Source organism: Pseudotamlana haliotis (genome assembly GCF_008806375.1).
In the GTDB taxonomy this organism is placed as follows: domain Bacteria; phylum Bacteroidota; class Bacteroidia; order Flavobacteriales; family Flavobacteriaceae; genus Pseudotamlana; species Pseudotamlana haliotis.
Map to the genome: position 1 here is coordinate 162,246 of NZ_WAAT01000037.1, position 21,340 is coordinate 183,585.

General features: G+C 35.9%; 18 protein-coding genes and 1 riboswitch. Of the genes, 15 read left to right on the forward strand and 3 right to left on the reverse strand.

Annotated features, from left to right (window positions below):
• Positions 1-51: 51 nt before the first annotated feature.
• The 13 genes from cysD (at position 52) to F6U93_RS07025 (ending at position 16,399) form a co-directional block, all read left to right on the forward strand.
• Entirely contained in the window at positions 52-957 is a 906-nt protein-coding gene (cysD, locus tag F6U93_RS06965; protein WP_150938207.1) for a sulfate adenylyltransferase subunit CysD, read from the forward strand.
• A gap of 179 nt (positions 958-1,136) precedes the next feature.
• Positions 1,137-2,384 (forward strand): sulfate adenylyltransferase subunit 1, encoded by a 1,248-nt coding sequence (locus F6U93_RS06970; RefSeq protein ID WP_150938209.1) that lies wholly within the window; start codon positions 1,137-1,139, stop codon positions 2,382-2,384.
• Positions 2,385-2,611: 227 nt separating this feature from the next.
• Positions 2,612-4,699, forward strand: a complete 2,088-nt coding sequence (locus F6U93_RS06975; protein WP_150938211.1) for a HEPN domain-containing protein — start codon at positions 2,612-2,614, stop codon at positions 4,697-4,699.
• Positions 4,700-4,727: 28 nt separating this feature from the next.
• A complete protein-coding gene (gene cobA, locus F6U93_RS06980) occupies positions 4,728-5,489 on the forward strand; it encodes a uroporphyrinogen-III C-methyltransferase (protein WP_150938213.1) in 762 nt (253 codons plus the stop codon).
• A 3-nt stretch (positions 5,490-5,492) separates the two neighbouring features.
• On the forward strand, positions 5,493-6,068 hold the full coding sequence (locus tag F6U93_RS06985) for a precorrin-2 dehydrogenase/sirohydrochlorin ferrochelatase family protein (RefSeq protein ID WP_150938215.1): 576 nt from the start codon (positions 5,493-5,495) through the stop codon (positions 6,066-6,068).
• Positions 6,069-6,084: 16 nt separating this feature from the next.
• Positions 6,085-7,140: an NAD(P)/FAD-dependent oxidoreductase gene (locus F6U93_RS06990; protein WP_150938217.1), complete on the forward strand. Its 1,056-nt coding sequence runs from the start codon at positions 6,085-6,087 to the stop codon at positions 7,138-7,140.
• A gap of 173 nt (positions 7,141-7,313) precedes the next feature.
• Positions 7,314-8,051, forward strand: a complete 738-nt coding sequence (epsC, locus tag F6U93_RS06995) for a serine O-acetyltransferase EpsC (RefSeq protein WP_150938219.1) — start codon at positions 7,314-7,316, stop codon at positions 8,049-8,051.
• Positions 8,041-8,931 carry a cysteine synthase CysM gene (gene cysM, locus F6U93_RS07000; RefSeq protein ID WP_150938221.1) on the forward strand — a complete coding sequence of 297 codons (891 nt, stop codon included), beginning with the start codon at positions 8,041-8,043 and terminating at the stop codon, positions 8,929-8,931. Before epsC ends, cysM begins: the two co-directional genes overlap by 11 nt.
• 108 nt (positions 8,932-9,039) lie before the next feature.
• Positions 9,040-9,152, forward strand: a riboswitch (SAM riboswitch).
• A 53-nt stretch (positions 9,153-9,205) separates the two neighbouring features.
• On the forward strand, positions 9,206-10,219 hold the full coding sequence (locus F6U93_RS07005; protein ID WP_150938223.1) for a homocysteine S-methyltransferase family protein: 1,014 nt from the start codon (positions 9,206-9,208) through the stop codon (positions 10,217-10,219).
• A 255-nt stretch (positions 10,220-10,474) separates the two neighbouring features.
• Positions 10,475-13,174: a methionine synthase gene (gene metH, locus F6U93_RS07010; protein ID WP_150938225.1), complete on the forward strand. Its 2,700-nt coding sequence runs from the start codon at positions 10,475-10,477 to the stop codon at positions 13,172-13,174.
• 394 nt (positions 13,175-13,568) lie between these two features.
• Positions 13,569-14,525 carry a methylenetetrahydrofolate reductase [NAD(P)H] gene (gene metF / locus F6U93_RS07015; protein WP_150938227.1) on the forward strand — a complete coding sequence of 319 codons (957 nt, stop codon included), beginning with the start codon at positions 13,569-13,571 and terminating at the stop codon, positions 14,523-14,525.
• 33 nt (positions 14,526-14,558) lie between these two features.
• Positions 14,559-15,656, forward strand: a complete 1,098-nt coding sequence (locus F6U93_RS07020; protein ID WP_150938229.1) for an acyloxyacyl hydrolase — start codon at positions 14,559-14,561, stop codon at positions 15,654-15,656.
• Positions 15,653-16,399: a head GIN domain-containing protein gene (locus F6U93_RS07025; protein WP_150938231.1), complete on the forward strand. Its 747-nt coding sequence runs from the start codon at positions 15,653-15,655 to the stop codon at positions 16,397-16,399. Before F6U93_RS07020 ends, F6U93_RS07025 begins: the two co-directional genes overlap by 4 nt.
• Before the next feature lie 94 nt (positions 16,400-16,493).
• Here the strand turns inward: F6U93_RS07025 and F6U93_RS07030 are convergent, their stop codons facing one another.
• On the reverse strand, positions 16,494-17,090 hold the full coding sequence (locus F6U93_RS07030) for a YceI family protein (RefSeq protein ID WP_150938233.1): 597 nt from the start codon (positions 17,088-17,090) through the stop codon (positions 16,494-16,496).
• A 298-nt stretch (positions 17,091-17,388) separates the two neighbouring features.
• Between F6U93_RS07030 and F6U93_RS14855 the strand changes: the two genes are divergently transcribed.
• Complete coding sequence (locus F6U93_RS14855) at positions 17,389-17,679, forward strand: helix-turn-helix transcriptional regulator (RefSeq protein WP_225312598.1); 291 nt, start codon at positions 17,389-17,391, stop codon at positions 17,677-17,679.
• Complete coding sequence (locus F6U93_RS14860) at positions 17,667-17,852, forward strand: DUF6922 domain-containing protein (protein ID WP_225312600.1); 186 nt, start codon at positions 17,667-17,669, stop codon at positions 17,850-17,852. Before F6U93_RS14855 ends, F6U93_RS14860 begins: the two co-directional genes overlap by 13 nt.
• A 119-nt stretch (positions 17,853-17,971) precedes the next feature.
• Here F6U93_RS14860 and F6U93_RS07040 read toward each other — a convergent pair whose 3' ends face one another.
• Positions 17,972-19,159, reverse strand: a complete 1,188-nt coding sequence (locus F6U93_RS07040) for an acetate/propionate family kinase (RefSeq protein WP_150938235.1) — start codon at positions 19,157-19,159, stop codon at positions 17,972-17,974.
• Positions 19,160-19,161: 2 nt separating this feature from the next.
• A complete protein-coding gene (gene pta, locus F6U93_RS07045; RefSeq protein WP_150938237.1) occupies positions 19,162-21,252 on the reverse strand; it encodes a phosphate acetyltransferase in 2,091 nt (696 codons plus the stop codon).
• Positions 21,253-21,340 lie beyond the last annotated feature (88 nt).

Consider the following 21,340-nt stretch of genomic DNA (forward strand, 5'->3'; position numbering starts at 1 on the left):
TAACCCGCCCGAGTAAGAGTTCCCCCTTCGGGGGTTAGGGGGCTTTTAATTATGAAAAAAGACACATCAAATATAAACTCGCTAGAAAACGAAGCGATATATATTATGAGAGAAGTAGCGGCACAGTTTGAAAAACCTGTGTTATTATTTTCAGGAGGAAAAGATTCGATCACCCTAGTACGTCTAGCGGTTAAAGCATTTTACCCTGCAAAAGTACCTTTTCCATTAATGCATATCGATACGGGGCATAACTTTCCAGAAACGATAGAATTTAGAGATCGTTTGTGTGAAGAGTTAGGTTTAGAGTTGATTGTAAGAAACGTTCAGGATTCTATTGATGAAGGAAAGGTGAAAGAAGAGTCTGGCCGTTATGCAAGTCGAAATATGTTGCAAACTACCACGCTTTTAGATGCTATTGAAGAATTCAAGTTTGATGCATGTATTGGTGGCGCGCGTCGTGATGAAGAAAAAGCAAGAGCTAAAGAACGTATTTTTTCTGTACGTGATGATTTCGGACAATGGGATGAAAAGAACCAACGTCCTGAGTTGTTTGATATGTTGAATGGTGATATTGAACACGGTCAGAATGTACGTGTGTTCCCTATTTCTAACTGGACAGAATTAGACGTGTGGTCGTATATCGAACAAGAAAATATTGAAATCCCTTCAATCTATTTTGCACACAAACGTAAAGTCTTTTTAAGAGACGGTATGATTTGGTCTGCAGAAGATGAGGTGGTTTACAGAGATGACCATGAGCAAGTGATTGAAGAAATGGTACGTTTTAGAACCGTGGGTGATATGAGTTGTACAGCAGCCGTTTTATCTGAAGCTTCAACCATTTCTAAAGTTGTAGAAGAAATTAGAGATTCAACCATTTCAGAACGTGGTGCTCGTATCGATGATAAGCGATCAGAAGCAGCGATGGAAAAACGTAAACAACAAGGGTATTTCTAGAAAGAAGCCCCCTAGCCCCCGAAGGGGGAATGAGCAAGTTTGCGAATAAAAAAGATTAAACAAAAAACTTATAATTGATACCATTACAAGTATCGATATTAAGTAAAAAATAATAACAATATTCTTACTACGCCCGAGTAAGGATTCCTTCCCAAGGGGAGGTTAGGAGGGGCTTCATTATGGAAGTATTAAAAATTGCAACAGCAGGAAGTGTAGATGATGGAAAAAGTACGTTAATCGGACGTATTCTTTACGATACAAAATCATTGACAACAGATAAGTTAGAGGCTATTGAAAAAACAAGTAAGCAACGTGGTTATGATTACTTAGATTTTTCATTAGCTACTGATGGTTTAGTTGCAGAAAGAGAACAAGGGATCACCATTGATGTGGCGCATATCTATTTCTCAACTAAAAAGAAAAGTTATATCATCGCCGATACGCCTGGTCACGTAGAATATACACGTAACATGGTAACGGGAGCTTCAACATCACAGGCTTCTATCATCTTAATTGATGCTAGAAAAGGAGTGATTGAGCAAACTAACCGTCACTTTTTCATCAATAATTTATTAAGAATTAAAGATGTTGTTGTCGCGATTAACAAAATGGATTTAGTTGATTACTCTGAAGAAACTTATAACCAAATTAAAGCTGATTTTTCAGAATTAATGGGGAAGAGAGATTATCAAGATCAGAACATCACATTTATTCCTGTTAGTGCTTTAAAAGGTGATAATGTTGTAAATAAGACTGATAAAATGTCTTGGTATAAAGGTCAAACTTTATTAGAGCATTTAGAAGAGTTAGATAAGTCAGATATTTTTAATGTTGGTACACCACGTTTTCCTGTACAGTATGTGGTTCGTCCTAAAACAGAAGAATTTCACGATTTTAGAGGATACGCCGGGAAAGTTTACGGTGGAAACCTAAGTGTTGGAGATGATATTGTTGTTTTACCATCACAAACAAAATCGAAAATTAAAGATATCTATTTCTACGATGAGAAGTATGAAACGGCTTCAAGACGTTCATCAGTGACCATTACTTTAGAAAATGATATCAATGTAAGTCGTGGAGACATGATTGTCAAGGCTGATGATCTTCCAACTATTGAAAAGCAATTTACTGCTAATGTATGTTGGATGGATGCTTCTAACTTAACAGCAGGTGGAAAGTACTTAGTACAACATGGTGTGAATAAAGTATTAGCAAAGGTTGATAAAATCAATCATAAAATTCACCCTGATTATTCTGGAATCGAAGAAGGTGCTACGTCTTTAGGCGTAAATGATATTGCTTCGGTAACTTTTAAATTGAACAAACCAATTTTTTACGATCAGTTTAAAAACCACAGAACGAACGGTTCTTTTATTTTAATCGATCCGCAAACCAATAATACGGTGGGTGCTGGATTTATCCAGTAAGGAAGCCCCCTAGCCCCCGAAGGGGGAATTAACTAGGTTGTGAAAAAAACCAAACAGCCTTACAAAAATTTAAATTTTGTAAAGTGTTGAAAAATAAAACGAGTTTGCTCCTCTAGAGTAATTATTTCTCCATTATGGGGAGATTAGGAGGGGCATTTAACAACAATATTCTTGCACTACCCGAGTAAGAATTCCTCCCCTCACGGGGAGGTTAGGAGGGGCATATCATGCAAACATTTAGATCAGAAATAGAGAATCCAATTGTAGAAAAGGATATCATTGAATTAGCCAATAAAATTGAGCTTTTTAACAATGGTAAAATTGATGAGGAAAAATTTAGAAGTCTCCGTTTAGCCCGTGGGGTTTACGGTCAGCGTCAAGAAGGCGTGCAAATGATTCGTATTAAAGTGCCTTACGGGAAACTTAAAACGAATCAGTTAAGAAGAATCTCTGAGGTTTCCGATGAGTATTCTCGTGGTCGTTTACACATTACTACGCGTCAGGATATTCAAATCCACTATGTAGATTTGAATAGAACGCCAGAGTTATGGGCTGAACTTGAAAAAGATGAAGTAACGGTTCGTGAAGCTTGTGGTAACGTAGTAAGAAACGTAACGGCTTCTGAAACGGCTGGAATCGATGTTAAAGAACCTTTTGATGTATCACCTTATGCCGATGCGCTTTATAAATTCTTTTTACGTAATCCAATTTGTCAAGAAATGGGACGTAAATTTAAAGTGTCTTTCTCTTCAACTGATGAAGATACAGGCTTGTCTTATTTACATGATATCGGTTATATCGCCAAAGTACAAAATGGCGTACGTGGATTTAAAGTTGTTGTAGCTGGTGGATTAGGTTCTCAGCCACGTCATGCTGATGTGCTGTATGATTTTGTTGAAACTGATAAAATCATTCCAATCATGGAAGGGATCTTAAGAATTTTTGATCGTTATGGTGAGCGTAAAAGTCGTGCCAAAGCACGTATGAAATTCTTATTAAAAGATATTGGTTTAGAAGCTTTTAAAGAATTAATTACTGAAGAACAAAAAGCCATCGAATTTAAAAGCGTAGCTATTGATGCTGATGCTTATGTACCTTCAAAACCTGTTTCGGTTGAAGTGCCAGAAGTAAGCATTAAAGATCAAGAAGCTTTTGAATTATGGAAATCTACAAACCTTATTCCTCAAAAACAGGAAGGTTATGTAGCGATCGGAATCAAAGTTTTATTAGGTGATTTTTATACGGATAAAGCACGTTTATTAGCTGATTTAGTCGATAAATATGCTGCGGGAGAAGTACGCTTGACGTTACGTCAGAATATTGTTATTCCTTTTGTAAAGGAAGAATTATTACCACTTTTCTACCAAGAATTAGAAAAACTTGGTTTCGTGGAAGCGGGATATAATAAAGCCGTAGATATTACAGCTTGTCCTGGAACCGATACTTGTAATTTAGGTATTGCAAGTAGTACAGGAATAGCTGACGAGTTAGAACGTGTGATTAAAGCAGAGTATCCACAATATCTTAAAAATGAAGATTTAGTGATTAAGATTAGTGGTTGTATGAATGCTTGTGGACAACACAACATGGCCAATATTGGATTCCAAGGGATGTCTGTTCGTACGCCAGATAAATTAGTAGCGCCTGCTTTACAAGTATTATTAGGTGGTGGTAACATAGGTGATGGAAACGGTGTTTTTGCCGATAAAGTAGTAAAAGTACCTAGTAAAAGAGGTCCAGAAGCTTTAAGACGTGTGCTTGATGATTATGAGGCTAATGCAGGTGGAAAATCTTATGTAGATTATTATAAAGAAAAAGGACAAAAGTATTTCTACGATTTCTTACAAGATCTACAAGATGTTAGTGATTTAAAACCAGAAGATTTTATCGACTGGGGAACTAATGAAGAGTATGTTAAAGAAATTGGAGTTGGTGAGTGTGCTGGTGTAGTGATTGATTTAATCGCAACTTTATTCTTAGAAAGTGAAGAGAAAATAGATAATGCGAAAGAATCATTTGAAAACAAAGTGTATTCAGGGGCTATTTATTACGCATACCAGTCTTTAGTAAATTCAGCGAAAGCGTTATTATTAGCTGAGAACAAGAAAACAAATACACATGCGGGTATCATTAAAGATTTTGATGCCTTATTTGTAGAAACAGAAAAAATTAATTTAGGATCTACTTTTTCTGAATTGATCTACCAAATCAATAAATTTGCACCAACTGAAGATTTTGCTGCAAAATATATTGAAAATGCTAACGCGTTTTTAACTAAGGTAAGAGCATTCAGAGAATCAGAAACCGTTGCTTAATAGTTTAAAAGCAATATAAATTTAATAAATGAAGATAAAAACACCCATATTAACGGTTGTAGGTGCTGGTCCGGGCGACGAAGACTTAATCACGCTTAAAGCAATTAAAGCGATTGAGTCTGCCGATGTTATCCTGTACGATGCACTTATTAATGAAGCCTTACTGAAGTATGCTTCAAAAGATGCCGAACTTATTTTTGTAGGGAAGCGCAAGGGGTGTTACGCATTTCAACAAGAGCAAATAAACGATTTGATTGTTGCCAAAGCGAAGGAAAAAGGACATGTTGTACGTTTAAAAGGTGGTGACCCCTTTATTTTTGGTCGTGGTGCTGAAGAGATTGATTATGTGAGACCATTTGGTTTAGAAACTTATGTGGTACCAGGTATATCTTCTTCTATAGCGGCTCCGGCTTATCAAGGAATTCCATTAACAAAACGTGGGGCTTCAGAAAGCTTTTGGGTGATTACGGGGACTACCAAAAAACATCAAATATCAGGTGATGTGGCCTTAGCGGCTAAGTCAACTGCTACTGTGGTGATTTTAATGGGTATGAGTAAGTTGGATGAGATTGTAAAGATTTTTTCTGCTGAAAATAAACAAGATATGTCCATAGCTATTGTTCAAAACGGAACACGAGACAATCAAAATGTAGGTATAGGAACTATTGGAACGATTCACCAGGTTGTTGCTGAAAAAGGCCTGTCATCTCCAGCTATTATTGTGATTGGTAATGTGGTTAAAGAACGTGCTGTTTTAAGTTCAATTTGTTCTGAAGTTCAAGAAGAATAGGGTATGGAAAGAAATAATTTATATCCCATTTTCCTTAAAACTAAAAGTTTAAATATACTTATAGTTGGCGGTGGTTATGTGGCCGAAGAGAAATTAACCTTTCTTCTGAAATCAAGTCCCAATGCCAATGTGACTATGGTCTCTAAAATGTTTAGAGAAGATACCGTAGCCTTAGCCAAAACAGGAAATGTTACGTTAATAGAAGATAAGTACAAGAAAAAATATTTAAAGGGCAAACATATTGTGGTGGCAACCACCAATAAGCCTAAGGTAAATATTAAAGTTCATAAACACTGTAGAAAGAGGAGTCTTTTGGTGAATGTTGCCGATAATCCACCGTATTGCGATTTTTATATGGGGGGTATTGTAACCAAAGGAAACGTGAAAGTAGCGATTTCAACAAACGGAAAATCGCCAACTACAGCCAAGCGTTTACGTCAGTTTTTTGAGGATGTGATTCCTGAAAATGTAGACGACCTCGTGCAGAACCTAAATGAATATAGAAAAACAATAAAAGGTGATTTTGAACAAAAAGTTGAGAAACTGAATGAATTCACCAAAGGATTAATTGAAAAATAAGTAAAAGTACCATACAATGATTGAAACAGATATACTAATAATTGGCGCGGGGCCAACAGGACTATTTACAGTATTCGAAGCTGGATTATTAAAACTGAAATGCTATTTAATTGATGCGTTGCCTCAACCAGGTGGACAGTGTTCAGAATTATATCCTAAAAAACCAATTTATGATATTCCAGGATTTCCTGAAATTTTAGCTGGAGATTTAACTAAAAACTTACTCGAGCAGGCAAAACAATTTGAACCTGGCTTCACTTTAGGTGAACGTGCAGATACGGTTGAAAAGCAAGAGGACGGTACTTTTATAGTGACTACAAATAAAGGGACACAACATCACGCTAAAGTCGTAGCTATTGCTAGTGGTTTAGGTAGTTTTGAGCCTAGAAAACCACAACTAGAGAGCCTGGCTCAATATGAAGACAAAGGTGTTGAGTATATGATTAAAGAACCAGAGGTGTATCGTGATAAAAACGTAATCATTGCTGGTGGTGGAGATTCTGCTTTAGATTGGTCTATATTTTTAGCTGATGTAGCAAAAAGTGTGACCCTTATACATAGACGTAATGAATTTAGAGGACATTTAGATTCTGTTGAAAAAGTTCAAGAACTTAAAGATGCTGGTAAAATTAATTTGATTACACCTGCTGAGGTTACAAATATCTTAGGAGATGGTAAAGTTGAAGCTATTGAAGTTACAAAAAAAGGAGAAGAGCCTTTTGCTTTAGAAACAGATCACTTTATACCTTTATTTGGGTTGTCACCTAAATTAGGACCTATCGCTAACTGGGGATTAGAAATTGAAAAAAATGCTATTAAGGTTAATAATGCTTTAGATTATCAAACGAATATTCCAGGGATATTTGCTATTGGTGATGGTAATTTCTATCCAGGAAAATTAAAATTAATACTGTGTGGTTTTCATGAGGCTACGATCATGTGTCAAGCAGCATATAAAATTATACACCCAGGGAAGAAAAACATTTTAAAGTATACTACAGTTTCTGGTGTTGATGGTTTTGATGGTTCTCGTAAAGAGGCTCCAAAAGCAGTTGTACAAGCTATTAATTAACATACTAGAAACCTTTTAGATTTGAATTTAAAAGGCTGTTAAAATAATATTCTAATCCTACAAAGTTTGTAAAAACCTTGTAGGATTTAGTGTTTAAAACAGGAGGGATTTAAAAGGATAAGTTTTACATTTATAATCTAAAATTATCAAAATTAATAAAGCATATAACCTATATGAAAAGTTATAACGTTTGCCTTAAAGACACCGCAAAAACATTTACTAAAAGATTGTTTTATTCTTTATTTGACTGTGAACAAGAAAAAGCACATGGTAAATATTTAGAGAAAAAATTCCTTAAAATTGTATCTAAGTTAGATGTAGAAAATGGAGAGGAAATTTGGAAGAAATTTAAAGCTGAGTTGCCTGAAATCCGAAAAACATTAGATTTAGATGCTATTGCTTTTGAAAGTAATGATCCAGCTTCACATAGCTTAGAGGAAATTTACATGGCTTATCCAGGGTTTCATGCCATTTCAATTTATAGATTAAGTCATGCGCTTTATGAACTCGGTGTGCATATTTTACCACGAATGATGAGTGAATACATTCATGGTATTACAGGGGTTGATATTCATCCAGGAGCAACCATTGGAAAGTCCTTTTATATTGACCACGGTACAGGTATTGTGATTGGTGAAACAAGTATTATTGGTGAAAATGTAAAGATTTATCAAGGGGTAACACTTGGTGGTATTTCTGTGTCAAAAAATTTAGCGTCTACAAAACGTCATCCTACTATTGAGGATAATGTTTGCATTTATGCAAATGCAACTATTTTGGGAGGTGATATTGTCATTGGAGCAAACAGTATTATTGGAGCGAATGTTTGGATTACAGAATCGGTTCCCGAAAATTCGTTGGTAACTTATCAAACCGAAATAAAAATTAGACCTAAGAAGAATGGAATATAAAAACAGCATTATTGGTCAAATAGGTAACACACCACTCGTTGAAGCCACACACCTCATCTCGAAAAAAGGGGTGCGTTTGTTTTTAAAACTAGAAGGGAATAACCCTGGCGGAAGCGTTAAGGATCGTCCTGCCTTTCATATGATTAATGAAGCTTTAAAACGAGGCGACATTAAAAAAGGAGGCACTTTAGTAGAGGCCACAAGTGGAAACACAGGTATTGCCTTAGCTTTTATTGCCAAGTTGTTGGGCTTAAATATGGTGCTGATTATGCCTGAGAATTCTACCGAGGAACGTGTGAAGACCATGCGTGCTTACGGTGCTGAGGTGATTTTAACACCTTCAGATGTGGGTATAGAAGGTTCTCGCGATTTGGCTTTTAAACTGCGTCATGAAAAAGGCTTTATGCTTTTAAATCAGTTTGAAAATCCAGACAATTGGAAAGCGCATTACCAAACAACTGGGCCAGAAATTTGGGAAGCCACCAATCATAAAATCACACATTTTGTATCGGCTATGGGAACCACAGGAACCATAACAGGGGTTTCTACATTTTTAAAAGAGCAAAATAAAAATATCACTATTGTTGGTGCACAACCTGCCGATGGTGCAAAAATTCCAGGGATTAGAAAATGGTCACCAGAATACGTGCCTAAATTTTTCGATCCTAAAAAAGTGGATATTGTTGTCGATGTCTCGGAAGAAGATGCCAAACAAACGACCATTAATTTAGCTAAAGAAGAAGGCGTATTTGCTGGAATGAGTAGCGGTGGTTCAGTATTTTGTGCCTTAAAAATAGCCGAAACTTTAGAAGAAGGGGTTATTGTCGCTGTAATTTGCGACAGAGGTGATCGTTATCTGTCATCAACCCTATTTGAGTAAAGGCAGCAATTTTTATAAAATTACTGTGAATAAAGGAATATAGTTAGTATTTTTGCGCACCAAATCAATAGATATTAAATTATTGATTTTTTGTTCATTAACGTATTAATGTTATCAAGAAAGGTAGAGGGATTAGACCCGGTGAAACCTTGGCAACCCTTTATCTTGTAAAGAAGGTGCTACGTTCTACTGATAATTAAAAATTATTGGAAAGATAACGAAGAGTGATTTTACTTTTCTTGATGATATTATACTTAAAAAATAATATCAAAAAATGTCAAACATACAGCAGGCTTTAAAAGAGCGAATTTTGGTTTTAGATGGTGCGATGGGTACCATGCTACAAGCCTATAAATTCACTGAAGATGATTTTCGTGGTGAGCGTTTTAAAGATTACCCGACACCATTACAGGGTAATAATGATTTGCTTTCTATCACGCAGCCTGAAGCCATCAAAACCATTCATGCCAAATATTTTGAAGCCGGAGCAGATATTGTAGAAACCAATACCTTTTCAGGAACGACCATCGCTATGGCCGATTATCAAATGGAAGATTTGGTTTATGAATTAAACTATGAATCGGCTAAAATTGCTAAAGAAGTCGCAGAAGAATTTACAGCTAAAGAACCACACAAACCACGTTTTGTAGCGGGTTCAATAGGGCCAACAAACCGTACGGCAAGTATGTCGCCAGACGTGAACGACCCTGGATACCGTGCTGTAACTTTTGATGAGTTGCGTGTCGCCTACAAACAACAAGTGGAAGCTTTAATGGATGGAGGTGCCGATTTATTGCTAGTTGAAACCGTGTTTGATACGTTAAACGCTAAAGCCGCTTTATTTGCTATTGAAGAAGTGAAGGAGGAAAGAGGTATTGATATTCCTATCATGTTGAGTGGAACGATTACTGATGCTTCTGGAAGAACCCTTTCAGGACAAACAGCCGAAGCTTTTTTGATTTCAGTATCACATATTCCGTTATTATCTGTTGGATTTAACTGTGCTTTAGGAGCAAATTTATTACAACCGCATTTAGAAGCGATTGCTAATAAAACAGATTTTGCTATTTCTGCCCATCCAAATGCTGGTTTACCGAATGCTTTTGGTGAGTATGACGAGTCACCTGAGGAAATGGGAGAACAAATAGAAGAGTATTTAAAGAAGAATTTAATAAATATTATTGGTGGTTGCTGCGGAACATCGCCAGAACATATCAGTGTTATTGCAAATTTGGCTGCGAAGTATAAACCACGCCGTCATGCTGAACTTGTTTCAGCATCACATTAAGCAGAGCTGTAGGAGCCAAGGTGAGCAGTAATTGTTAGTCCTCGGCAAAGACCCTTCAGGTTTTTAAAACCTGAAGGGTCTGAAAAGAGAAAGCTATAAAGAAATAAAGATTCTTAGGAGTCGTTTTCAAAAATAGAATACGATTAACGATCTGAAATTTATTTCAGAAGAAAAATTAAATGTTGTAATAAATCAGATAGAAACTTGTAAAAAGTTACTAAATGGATTTATCAATTACTATAAGAAATTATCGGCATGAGTGAAACCAATAACCAAAAACGAGTAACCATCAACCAATCTAAATACATGAAATTGTCTGGTTTAGAACCATTGGTTTTAAACGAAAATAGCAATTTTATAAACGTAGGTGAACGTACTAATGTGGCTGGATCGCGTAAATTTCTTCGATTAATTAAAGAAGAGAAGTACGATGAGGCTTTAGATATTGCACGTCATCAAGTAGATGGAGGCGCACAAATAATCGATATCAATTTTGACGACGGATTAATCGATGGTAAAGAAGCCATGGTTCGTTTTCTTAATCTTATTGCTGCCGAACCAGATATTTGTCGTGTGCCTATCATGATTGATAGTTCGAAGTGGGAAATTATCGAAGCAGGACTTCAAGTCGTACAAGGTAAATGCGTCGTGAATTCTATTTCTTTAAAAGAAGGGAAAGACAAGTTTATCCACGAGGCAAAACTTATAAAACGTTATGGTGCAGCTGTAATTGTTATGGCTTTTGATGAAGTTGGACAAGCCGATAATTACGAACGCCGTATTGAAATAGCCAAACGTTCGTATGATATTTTGGTTGATGAAGTAGGTTTTCCTTCCGAAGATATTATTTTCGATTTAAATATATTCCCTGTAGCAACAGGAATGGATGAGCACCGTAAAAATGCCATCGATTTTATTGAAGCCACACGTTGGGTTCGTCAAAACTTACCAAATGTGAGTGTAAGTGGTGGGGTGAGTAATGTGTCGTTTTCATTTAGAGGAAACGATGGAGTTCGTGAAGCCATGCATTCGGTGTTTTTATATTACGCCATTCAAGCGGGTATGAATATGGGGATTGTAAATCCGGCACTTTTAGAGGTGTATGATGACATTCCGAAGGATTTATTAGAGCACATCGAAGATGTGATGCTCGACCGTCGTGATGATGCGACCGAAAGATTACTAGATTTTGCTGAAACCGTAAAAGGATCTAAAGTAGAAAAGGGTGTCGATTTATCATGGCGTGAAAATCCGTTACAGGACAGAATTACCCATGCCCTTGTAAAAGGTATCGATGCTTTTATTATTGAAGATATTGAACAAGCCAGACAAGAAGCAGAAAAACCTATTGATGTTATTGAAGGACATTTAATGATAGGTATGAACGTGGTTGGTGATTTATTTGGTGCCGGAAAAATGTTCTTGCCTCAAGTCGTGAAATCAGCACGTGTGATGAAGAAAGCCGTTGGTTATTTAAATCCGTTTATTGAAGCTGAAAAAACCGATAAGCAAGAGCCTGTTGGTAAAATTTTAATGGCTACTGTTAAGGGCGATGTGCACGATATTGGTAAAAATATTGTAAGTGTCGTTTTAGCCTGTAATAACTACGAAATTGTAGATATGGGCGTTATGGTACCGCCTGAAAAAATTATAGAAACAGCCATTAAAGAGCGTGTTGATGCTATTGGCTTATCAGGATTAATAACACCATCACTTGATGAAATGGTGTATTTGGCTAAAGAAATGCAACGCAATAATTTTGAATTGCCACTATTAATTGGTGGGGCAACAACTTCAAAAGCACATACAGCCGTTAAAATTGATACCCAATATAAAAATGCAGTAGTTCACGTAAATGATGCCTCTCGTGCGGTTACCGTGGTTGGTGATTTATTAAATAAAAAATCATCACACGAATATGTGGCTAAAATGAAGGCTGATTATGATGATTTTAGAACCAAATTTTTAAAACGTGGCAAAGAAAAATCATATATTTCAATAGAAGAAGCCCGCAAACGCAAATATAAAATTGATTGGGAAACGTCTGAAATAGTAAAACCTAATGAGTTAGGGGTTCAGATGCTGAAACAAATTAGTTTAAAAGAATTAGTGCCATTTATTGATTGGAGTCCGTTTTTTAGAAGCTGGGATTTACATGGTAAATTTCCTGATATCTTAACCGATAAGGTTGTTGGCGAACAGGCAACCATCATGTATGAAGAGGCTCAAGCCATGATTAAGGAAATTATAGCGAAGCAGTCTTTAAAGGCCAAAGCCGTTTTTGGATTGTTTGAAGCAAATTCTATTAATGATGATGATATTTCCATTCAGAAAAAAGGCGAAGAAATTGCTGTTTTTAGAACCTTGCGTCAGCAATTAAAGAAACGTGAAGGCATACCTAATCATGCCTTAGCTGATTTTATAGCTCCTAAAGATTCTGGTAAAAAGGATTATATGGGGGCGTTTTGTGTGGGTATTTTTGGTGCACAAGAATTAGCCGATAGTTACAGAGCTAAAGATGATGATTATAACGGGATTATGGCACAGGCCATAGCTGATAGATTTGCTGAAGCTTTCGCCGAATATTTACACAAACAAATTCGTGTGAAACATTGGGGTTATGCCTCAAATGAAGATTTAACTAACGACGATTTAATCAAAGAAAGTTATAAAGGTATTCGTCCGGCGCCAGGTTATCCGGCTTGTCCAGATCATTTAGAGAAAGAAACCATTTGGGAGCTTTTAGATGTTGAAAAAATAATAGGCGTAAAGCTTACCGAAAGTTTAGCCATGTGGCCAGCAGCAGCGGTTTCAGGGTACTATTTTGGAAATCCAGAAGCCAAGTATTTTGGTTTAGGTAAAATTACCGATGACCAAGTTACCGATTACTGTGAGCGTAAAGGTATTCCAAAGGATAAGGCTAGAAAGTGGCTGCATGCGAATATAGCGGAGTAGAAGCCCCACCTAGCCTCCCCAGTAGGGGAGGAACACTCGAATGAAAAAAAAGTATAAAATAATAAAAACATATCCCGTAACAGTTTTCCTCCTTTGGAGGGATTAGGTGAGACTTATGGTGTTAACTATTGTAATGGTTTTGCTATAAGATAAGTTTTTTAGACCTTTAAGGTTTTTAAAACCTTAAAGGTCTTTTGCAGGAGTAGCGTGCGTTAGGGATTGCAGTGGAAAGCCCACAGCGAGGTACGAGTGCGGACTTGCAACGTAAAGCGCGACCTCCCGATAGCTATCGGGATTGGTAACGCCCAATAAATTAAATAGAAATAACAAACCAAAAATTCTTATTTCGCCCAAGTAAGAGTTTCCCCTTTGGGGATTAAGGGGCTGACCTTTTATGAAAGTAACAGATCACATAAAAAAAGCAAACGGAAAAACATTATTTTCTTTTGAAGTTATTCCACCTCAAAAAGGAAAAAATATTCAGGATTTATATAATAATATCGATCCGTTAATGGAGTTTAATCCGCCATTTATTGATGTAACGACCTCAAGAGAAGAGTATGTTTATGTGGATAAAGGTAACGGACTTCTAGAAAAGCGTATCACACGTATGCGCCCGGGTACCGTGGGTATTTGTGCTTCTATTATGCATAAGTATAAAGTCGATGCGATACCACATTTGCTTTGTGGAGGTTTTACTAAAGAAGAAACCGAATACGTGTTGGTAGATTGTCATTATTTAGGTATTGATAATGTCGTAGCTTTACGTGGTGATGCCCGTAAAGACGAATCGTATTTTATTCCTACTAAAGATGGAAATGCTTATGCTAGTGAATTGGTTCAGCAAATTTCAAACTTGAATAAAGGGCAGTATCTTCACGATGATATCAAGGTGGAGCATAATTATGATTTTTGTGTGGGTGTTGCCGGATACCCTGAAAAACATATGGAATCACCGTCGTTAAACACCGATTTAAAACGCTTAAAAGCAAAAGTTGATGCTGGAGCCGATTATGTCGTGACTCAAATGTTCTTTGATAACCAGAAGTATTTTGACTTTGTTGCTAAAGCAAGAGAAATTGGGATTACCATTCCAATTATACCAGGTATTAAACCTTTAGCCGTAAAACGTCATTTACAGATTTTACCACAAGTATTTAAAATAGATTTACCAGAAACACTTATTGAAGCTGTAGAGTCTTGTAAAGACAATAAAGCGGTTCGCCAAGTAGGTATTGAGTTTGCTATTCAGCAATCTAAAGAACTGAAAGAAGCTGGTGTGCCTTTTCTACATTATTATTCTATGGGGAAAAGTGACAACGTTCAGGCGATTGCATCGGCATTGTTTTAATTTCAATTACATTTGCCGAATATAAAGTTGTTAATGAAGTATTGTCTGTTTTCCTTGTGTTGTTTACTCGGAGCCATTGGGTTTGGACAGGGGAAAAAACATACGTCTACAATAGATTTAAGCTATTTTTACGGAAATATTGCCGAGCATAATCCCAGTATGGCTCATTTAATTACTGGGCACCCCGAGGGGTTTATGCTTAGTTGGAACCGAAAAACTTATGGTTTTGAAGACTGGGAGCAGCGTTACAATTACCCTGGTTTTGGGGTGACTTACGCCTTTCAGAACATGAAAAATGAGTATTTAGGAAGTTTGGCTGCCTTGTATGCGCACTATAACTTATACTTTTTAAAACGTCATCTCATGTTTCGCGTAGGGCAGGGTGTCGCTTATACCGAAAACCCATACGATAAAGAAACCAATTACAGGAATATTGCTTTCGGCTCGAAACTCCTAAGCAGTACTTTTTTGATGCTTAATTACCGTAAAGAGCGTATTTTTGATAGATTCGGACTCCAAGCAGGATTAACATTAATTCACTATTCAAACGGGAGCTTTAAATCACCAAACACCAGTACCAATTCGGTGTTGTTAAATGTGGGTGTTACCTATAATATCGATGAAGTACCATTAGAATATCAGCATACTTTAGCTGAAAATGATAGAAAATTTACCGAACCTTTTCGTTTTAATTTTACCTTCAGTTCAGGAATTACAGAAAGTGATGTTGTTGATAGCGGTCAGTTTCCGTTTTACACCTTGTCTGCAGCCGTAGATAAGCGTATCACTCGAAAAAGTGCGTTTCAATTAGGAACGGAAGTGTTTTTTACCATGGCCATAAAGGAGCTTATAGCATTTTATAGTGTGGCTTATCCTGAAGCCGATGTTGCTGGTGATGAAGACTATAAACGAGTTGGTGTGTTTGTAGGGCATGAACTGTTTATTAATAAGTTGTCTGTTATAGGACAACTCGGTTATTATGCCTATTATCCTTACGACTTCGAAGGTCGTGTGTATTTAAGATTGGGTATGAAGCAATATTTTGGAAAACGTATGTTCGGGAAAATAAGCATAAAATCACACGGTGCTAAAGCAGAAGCTGTTGAATTCGGACTAGGAATTAGGATATGAAAAAAATCATTTACATAGCATTTTTAGTGTTGACTTTTGCATGTGATAGCGAATCAGCAAACGATTGTTTTCAAACGGCTGGAGCGCGTATACAAGAGGAAATTCAATTGGATGTTTTTGAAACTATTTTTGTTAATAAAGATATTGAACTCATTATAAAAGAAGGCCCTTTTCAAAAAGTACTTATAGAAACAGGGGAGAATTTAATGCCTGATGTCACGGCTTCTGTTGAAAACGGTAAGTTGACCTTAACTGATCATAACAGCTGTAATCTGGTTCGTGATTACGAACCCACACGAGTATATGTCACGGCTCCAAATATCACAGAAATACGAAGTTCCACCCAACGAGACATTAAATCGGATGGTGTTTTAACTTATCCAGAATTAACCATTTTATCTGAAGATTACGGTGCTCCAGGTACTTATACTAATGCTGATTTTTATTTGGCAGTGGATAACGAAAGATTAACGTTTGTATTTAATAGCCTATCTAATGCCTACGTTACTGGAAATACAGGAAATTTGAGTGTGACTTTAGCTTCGGGAACTTCACGTTTTGAAGGCCGTGATTTAATCGCGCAAAAAGTATGGGCTTATAATAGAAGTTCGAATGACATCATGATAAACCCGTACCAAGAACTTAAAGGAAAGATCTCGAGTACGGGTGATATTATTTCTGTTAACAAACCGCCTGTTGTGGAGGTTGAAGAAGTTTACAAAGGGCGATTAATTTTTGAGTAGATTTTTTAGGAGGGTAAATTTTAAATTTACACATAAAAAAGCCTTTACTTCATAGACTAATTCAAAAAAAACTGAAGTAAAGGCTTTTTAGGGTTTATATTACGGTGGCTTCACTGAAGTGCGTTTCGAACCTTAAAACAATGTCATCTTTAGCCTTAATAGTTCCTTTCAGTGCTACTGGTGGTGTCAGATCAAAACTAGTTAGTTTTAATTTTGCGTTTCCTTTAAGGGTTACCTCTCCTTGATTTATATTCACATTAAAATCTAAGGGTACCGTTTTTCTGGTTCCTGCAATGACAAAATCACCCATGGCGTGGACAGCAAATTGTCCATTACCCTTAGGTGTAACATGAGTTACTTCGCTTAAGGTGAATAAAATGTATTTGTATTGATCAGATTTTAGGGTTTCAGCTGCAGTTTTAGTGATACCTGATTTTGCACCCTTTAAACTTTCGGTTGATACAGCAAGTGATAAGTGGGTAATATCACAAGATTCTAAATTCTTAAAACCGATAGAACCATTTTTAGTGTCTGCATCTACTTTCCAACCGTGCAGATTAGAACTTCCAAATACGGTGACATGTGATTCTTGATTTTCAAGCTGTAATATTTGTGCTTGAGAGCAATTCAAAGTGAAACCTGCTACAACGATTAAACTTGCTAGTCTTTTAATGATATTTTGCGTATTCATGAGTTAATGTGTTTAAATTATGATGTAAATATCCAAACTTTACAATTGTTATATTATGATTAAAGTCATGTTTTTATTATTGTATTCGTAATTTTTAATCTTTTTTTGGGTTATTTTTGAATATTACATAATTTTTAATCTTTTTTTAATTTATACTCTGAGTATTAGTGGTTTATAAGACTAGGCTATTTGTATTGTTTTTGAAATGACAACAAGTGGCAGAAAATGAATGTAATATCAGTTTTCAATGACAGATATTGGACTGTAAAATATAAACAAATTTGTTTGTATTTGTAATATGGATAAGTTTATAGAAAAATACAAAGGCATTCACCCAGGTTTTATTCTTGATCGGGAATTAAAAAAACGTATGATTCGTCAGCGTCCATTTACTTTATCTATAAATGAACACCCGCAAACACTTAATGCGATAACAAAAGGAAAAAGAAGTATAAATCTTCCCCTAGCATTAAAAATTGAAGAAAAGTTAGGTATAGAGGAAGGTACTTTCTCCCTGCTACAAACTTTTTATGACATTGCTTTAACAAAGAAAAAAATAACTCTAATACTCCCAACTTGTCCAAATTAAGAAAGGGGCATTTTGGGGATACTGATATTTCTAAAATAGATTGGAGCAGACAATTTAAAGTAGTTATCCATAGAGTTTTTGAACGCGGTAACGACACTGAAAAAAATGAAATTCGCCATTTTTATGGTGAGAAGAAAGTGGAAGTTGTACTGTCTTTTAGGGGAGACTACTAAATAGGTTTAATTAAGCTTTAGTCAAAAAAGAAACCCACAACTAAAATTTAGCTGCGGGTTTGTTATCTTTAGGGTATGTCTAAGTTACAAAATGATGTAAAATCAGTTTGATGAGATAATTAATCTTTGAATAAATCAACCGATTGTTTCGCAATTTCTAATTCCTCATTGGTTGGGATGATTAGAATTTTAATTTTAGAAGACGGTAAACTAATCTCTCGAATATCGTCAGAACGTTTTTTGTTTTCTTCTTTGTTTAATTCTAATCCGAAGTAGTCCATATCTTCACAAACCATCTCACGAATTAAATCAGAGTTCTCTCCAATTCCCGCTGTAAATACTATGGCATCAATGCCATTTAAAACGGCTGCGTAGCTACCAATATACTTTTTGATACGGTAAGTATTCATTTCTAAAGCTAACTGACATTCTTTATTGCCTTTGGCAGCTTCAGCTTGAATATCTCTTAAATCACTATAGCCTGTTAAACCTAGCATACCACTTTTTTTCTGTAAAAGGGTGTTGATATCATCAACGCTATAATCTAATTTAGACGCTAAGTGAAAAACCACAGACGGGTCAATAGCACCCGAACGTGTTCCCATGATTAAACCATCTAAAGGTGTCAATCCCATAGAGTGGTCAATACTTTTTCCGTCTTTTATTGCGGTCATACTACAACCATTACCTAAGTGAACGGTGATGATTTTTGATTCTTTTTTACCAAGGAATTCGATGGCTTTTTCAGAAACGTATTTGTGACTTGTGCCGTGGAAACCGTATAAACGAATGTTGTGCTCGGTAACAAATTCTTTTGCAATCGCATAGCGATACGCTTGCTCTGGAATGGTTTGGTGGAATGCTGTATCAAATACCGCCACTTGTTTCGCCTTAGAAAAAATAGTTTCAGCAACTTCTATACCTTCAAAATTTGCAGGGTTATGAAGCGGTGCTAAACTAAAAAGGCCTTTTATTTGTTCTTTAACTTCTGGTGTAATTTCAGTTGTTTTATCAAAAAGAGAACCCCCTTGAACCACACGGTGACCTACAATATCAATATCGTCTGCCGATTTGATAATTCCAGTCTTAGCATCTAAAAGTTGTTCAGATAATAATGATAAACCTTCTTTATGGTTTAAAATAGGTGTTTCAAGTTCAATTTTGTCATTATCCGTTTTGTAAATGAATTTCGCATCATTCATACCAATACGTTCTATTAAACCAGAGCATAAAATAGTGGCTCCTGGCATAGAAAACAATTGAAATTTAAGTGATGAACTTCCTGAATTTAAAATAAGTACTTGCATTTTTATATATCTTGAGCTTGAATTGCTGTTATTATTACTGTACTGTAAATATCATCTGCAGTACAACCTCTACTTAAATCGTTAACCGGTTTGTTTAAACCTTGTAACATAGGGCCAATGGCTAAGGCACCGGTTTCTCTTTGAACGGCTTTGTACGTGTTGTTTCCTGTATTTAAATCAGGGAACACTAAAACACTAGCTTGTCCTGCCACTTCAGAGTCTGGTAATTTGCTTTTACCAATACGCATATCTACAGCAGCATCGTATTGAATAGGCCCTTCAATTTTCATGTTAGGCGCTTTTTCTTTAGCGATTTCAGTAGCTTTTCTTACTTTATCAACTTCTTCTCCTTTTCCTGAAGAACCAGAAGAATAAGATAATAAGGCTACTTTTGGTTCAACACCAAAATCTTGAGCCGTTTTTGCTGAAGATATCGCGATTTCTGCTAGTTGTTCAGCATTTGGGTTCGGGTTAATGGCGCAATCACCAAAAATAGACACACGGTCTTCTAAACACATAAAGAATACAGAAGACACAATGTTTACACCAGGTTTCGTTTTAATAAACTGAAGCGCTGGTCTTAATGTGTGTTGTGTGGTGTGAACGGCACCTGAAACCATACCATCAGCATGACCTTTGTAAATCATCATGGTGGCAAAGTATGATACATCACACATGGTATCTTTAGCCATTTGAAGGTTTACGTTTTTATGTTTTCTTAACTCGTAAAACGTATTGGCGTAATCTTCATAATATTCAGATTCCTGAGGCATAATCACATTCACATCTTTTAAATCTAAAGGAATGTCTTGTCTTGTAATGATTTCTTGAATCTTGTCTTTTTCACCTATTAAGGTTAAATCAACCACATGAGCATCAATTAATCGTGCCGCGGCTCTTAATACACGCTCATCGTAACCTTCTGGTAAAACAATGTGTTTTTTGTTTTTAAGGGCGCGTTGTAATAAGTTGTATTGGAACATTCTTGGTGTGAAAATTCCAGATTTAAAGGTGATTAAATCATTTGCCAATTTATCGGTATCCACATGTTTTTCAAAAGTGGCGATTGAGGTTTCTATTTTCTCAACATTATCGGCGTAAATTTTAGTTCTAATTTTACCAATCTTATTAGTGATAGCAAAAGTCCCTTCTTTAGCACTAATAATAGGAACTACACTAGTAAGTCCTTCTATTAACTTTAAAATCGTGTCTTCAGGAATTAAACCTCCCGTTAAAACGATACCGGCTACTTTAGGGTAATTTTTAGAAATATGTGCTTGCAAACCGCCTAAAATAATATCGGCTCTATCACCAGCTGTGATAATTAAGCAATCCTCTTTTATATGATTTAGGAAATTACGCAATTGCATGGTTCCTAATATGGCAGAATCAACTTGATTGTTTAGCTGGTCTTTACCAAGAAGTGCTTCACCATCAACATTTTTGATGATTTCTTTGATGGTTGGATTGGCTAAACTGTCAATTTTTGGAATCACTGTAATGTCTGTGTTTCCAGCAATACGTTCTTTTAAAAGGTTTTTAAGACTATTAACTTCGGTAGGAGCTACCTTGTTGGTCATGATAGAAAGTACATCAACTTCTTCTTTAAAAGTATCGTAAGCCAATTGTACGTTATCAGTGATTTCTGAATTCGATAAATTATCACCGCGAGAAACTAGAATTACAGGAAGGCTTAAGTTTTTTGCAAGGTGTAAATTGATGTCTAACTCGATACTTGAATTTTCATGTGAAAAATCGGTGCCTTCAACTAAAATGAAATCAAAACGTTCTTCTAAATATTTGTAACGTTTAATCACTTCGTCAATAACATCACCTGCTTTGCCTTTGTTGTATAAATCAAGAACTTCACTACGCTTAAAAGCAAATGTCTTTTTGTAGTTGATATCGATTTCAAAATAAGACATAACCGTATCAATATGGTTGTCTACTTCGCCTTCTTCAGTATCTTCAATAATAGGTCTGAAGTATCCTACTTTTGCTGTTTTTCCTAATAGCATGCGCATTAAACCAAGTACAACAACAGATTTTCCGCTGTTAGGTTCAATAGTTGCTACATAAATACCTTTACTCATGATGTTTGTTTTCTAATTTAACAAAGTTAATTTATTCGATTTTTTAATTTAAATGAACAATTTAGCTTGCTAAAGGATTATTTTCCTC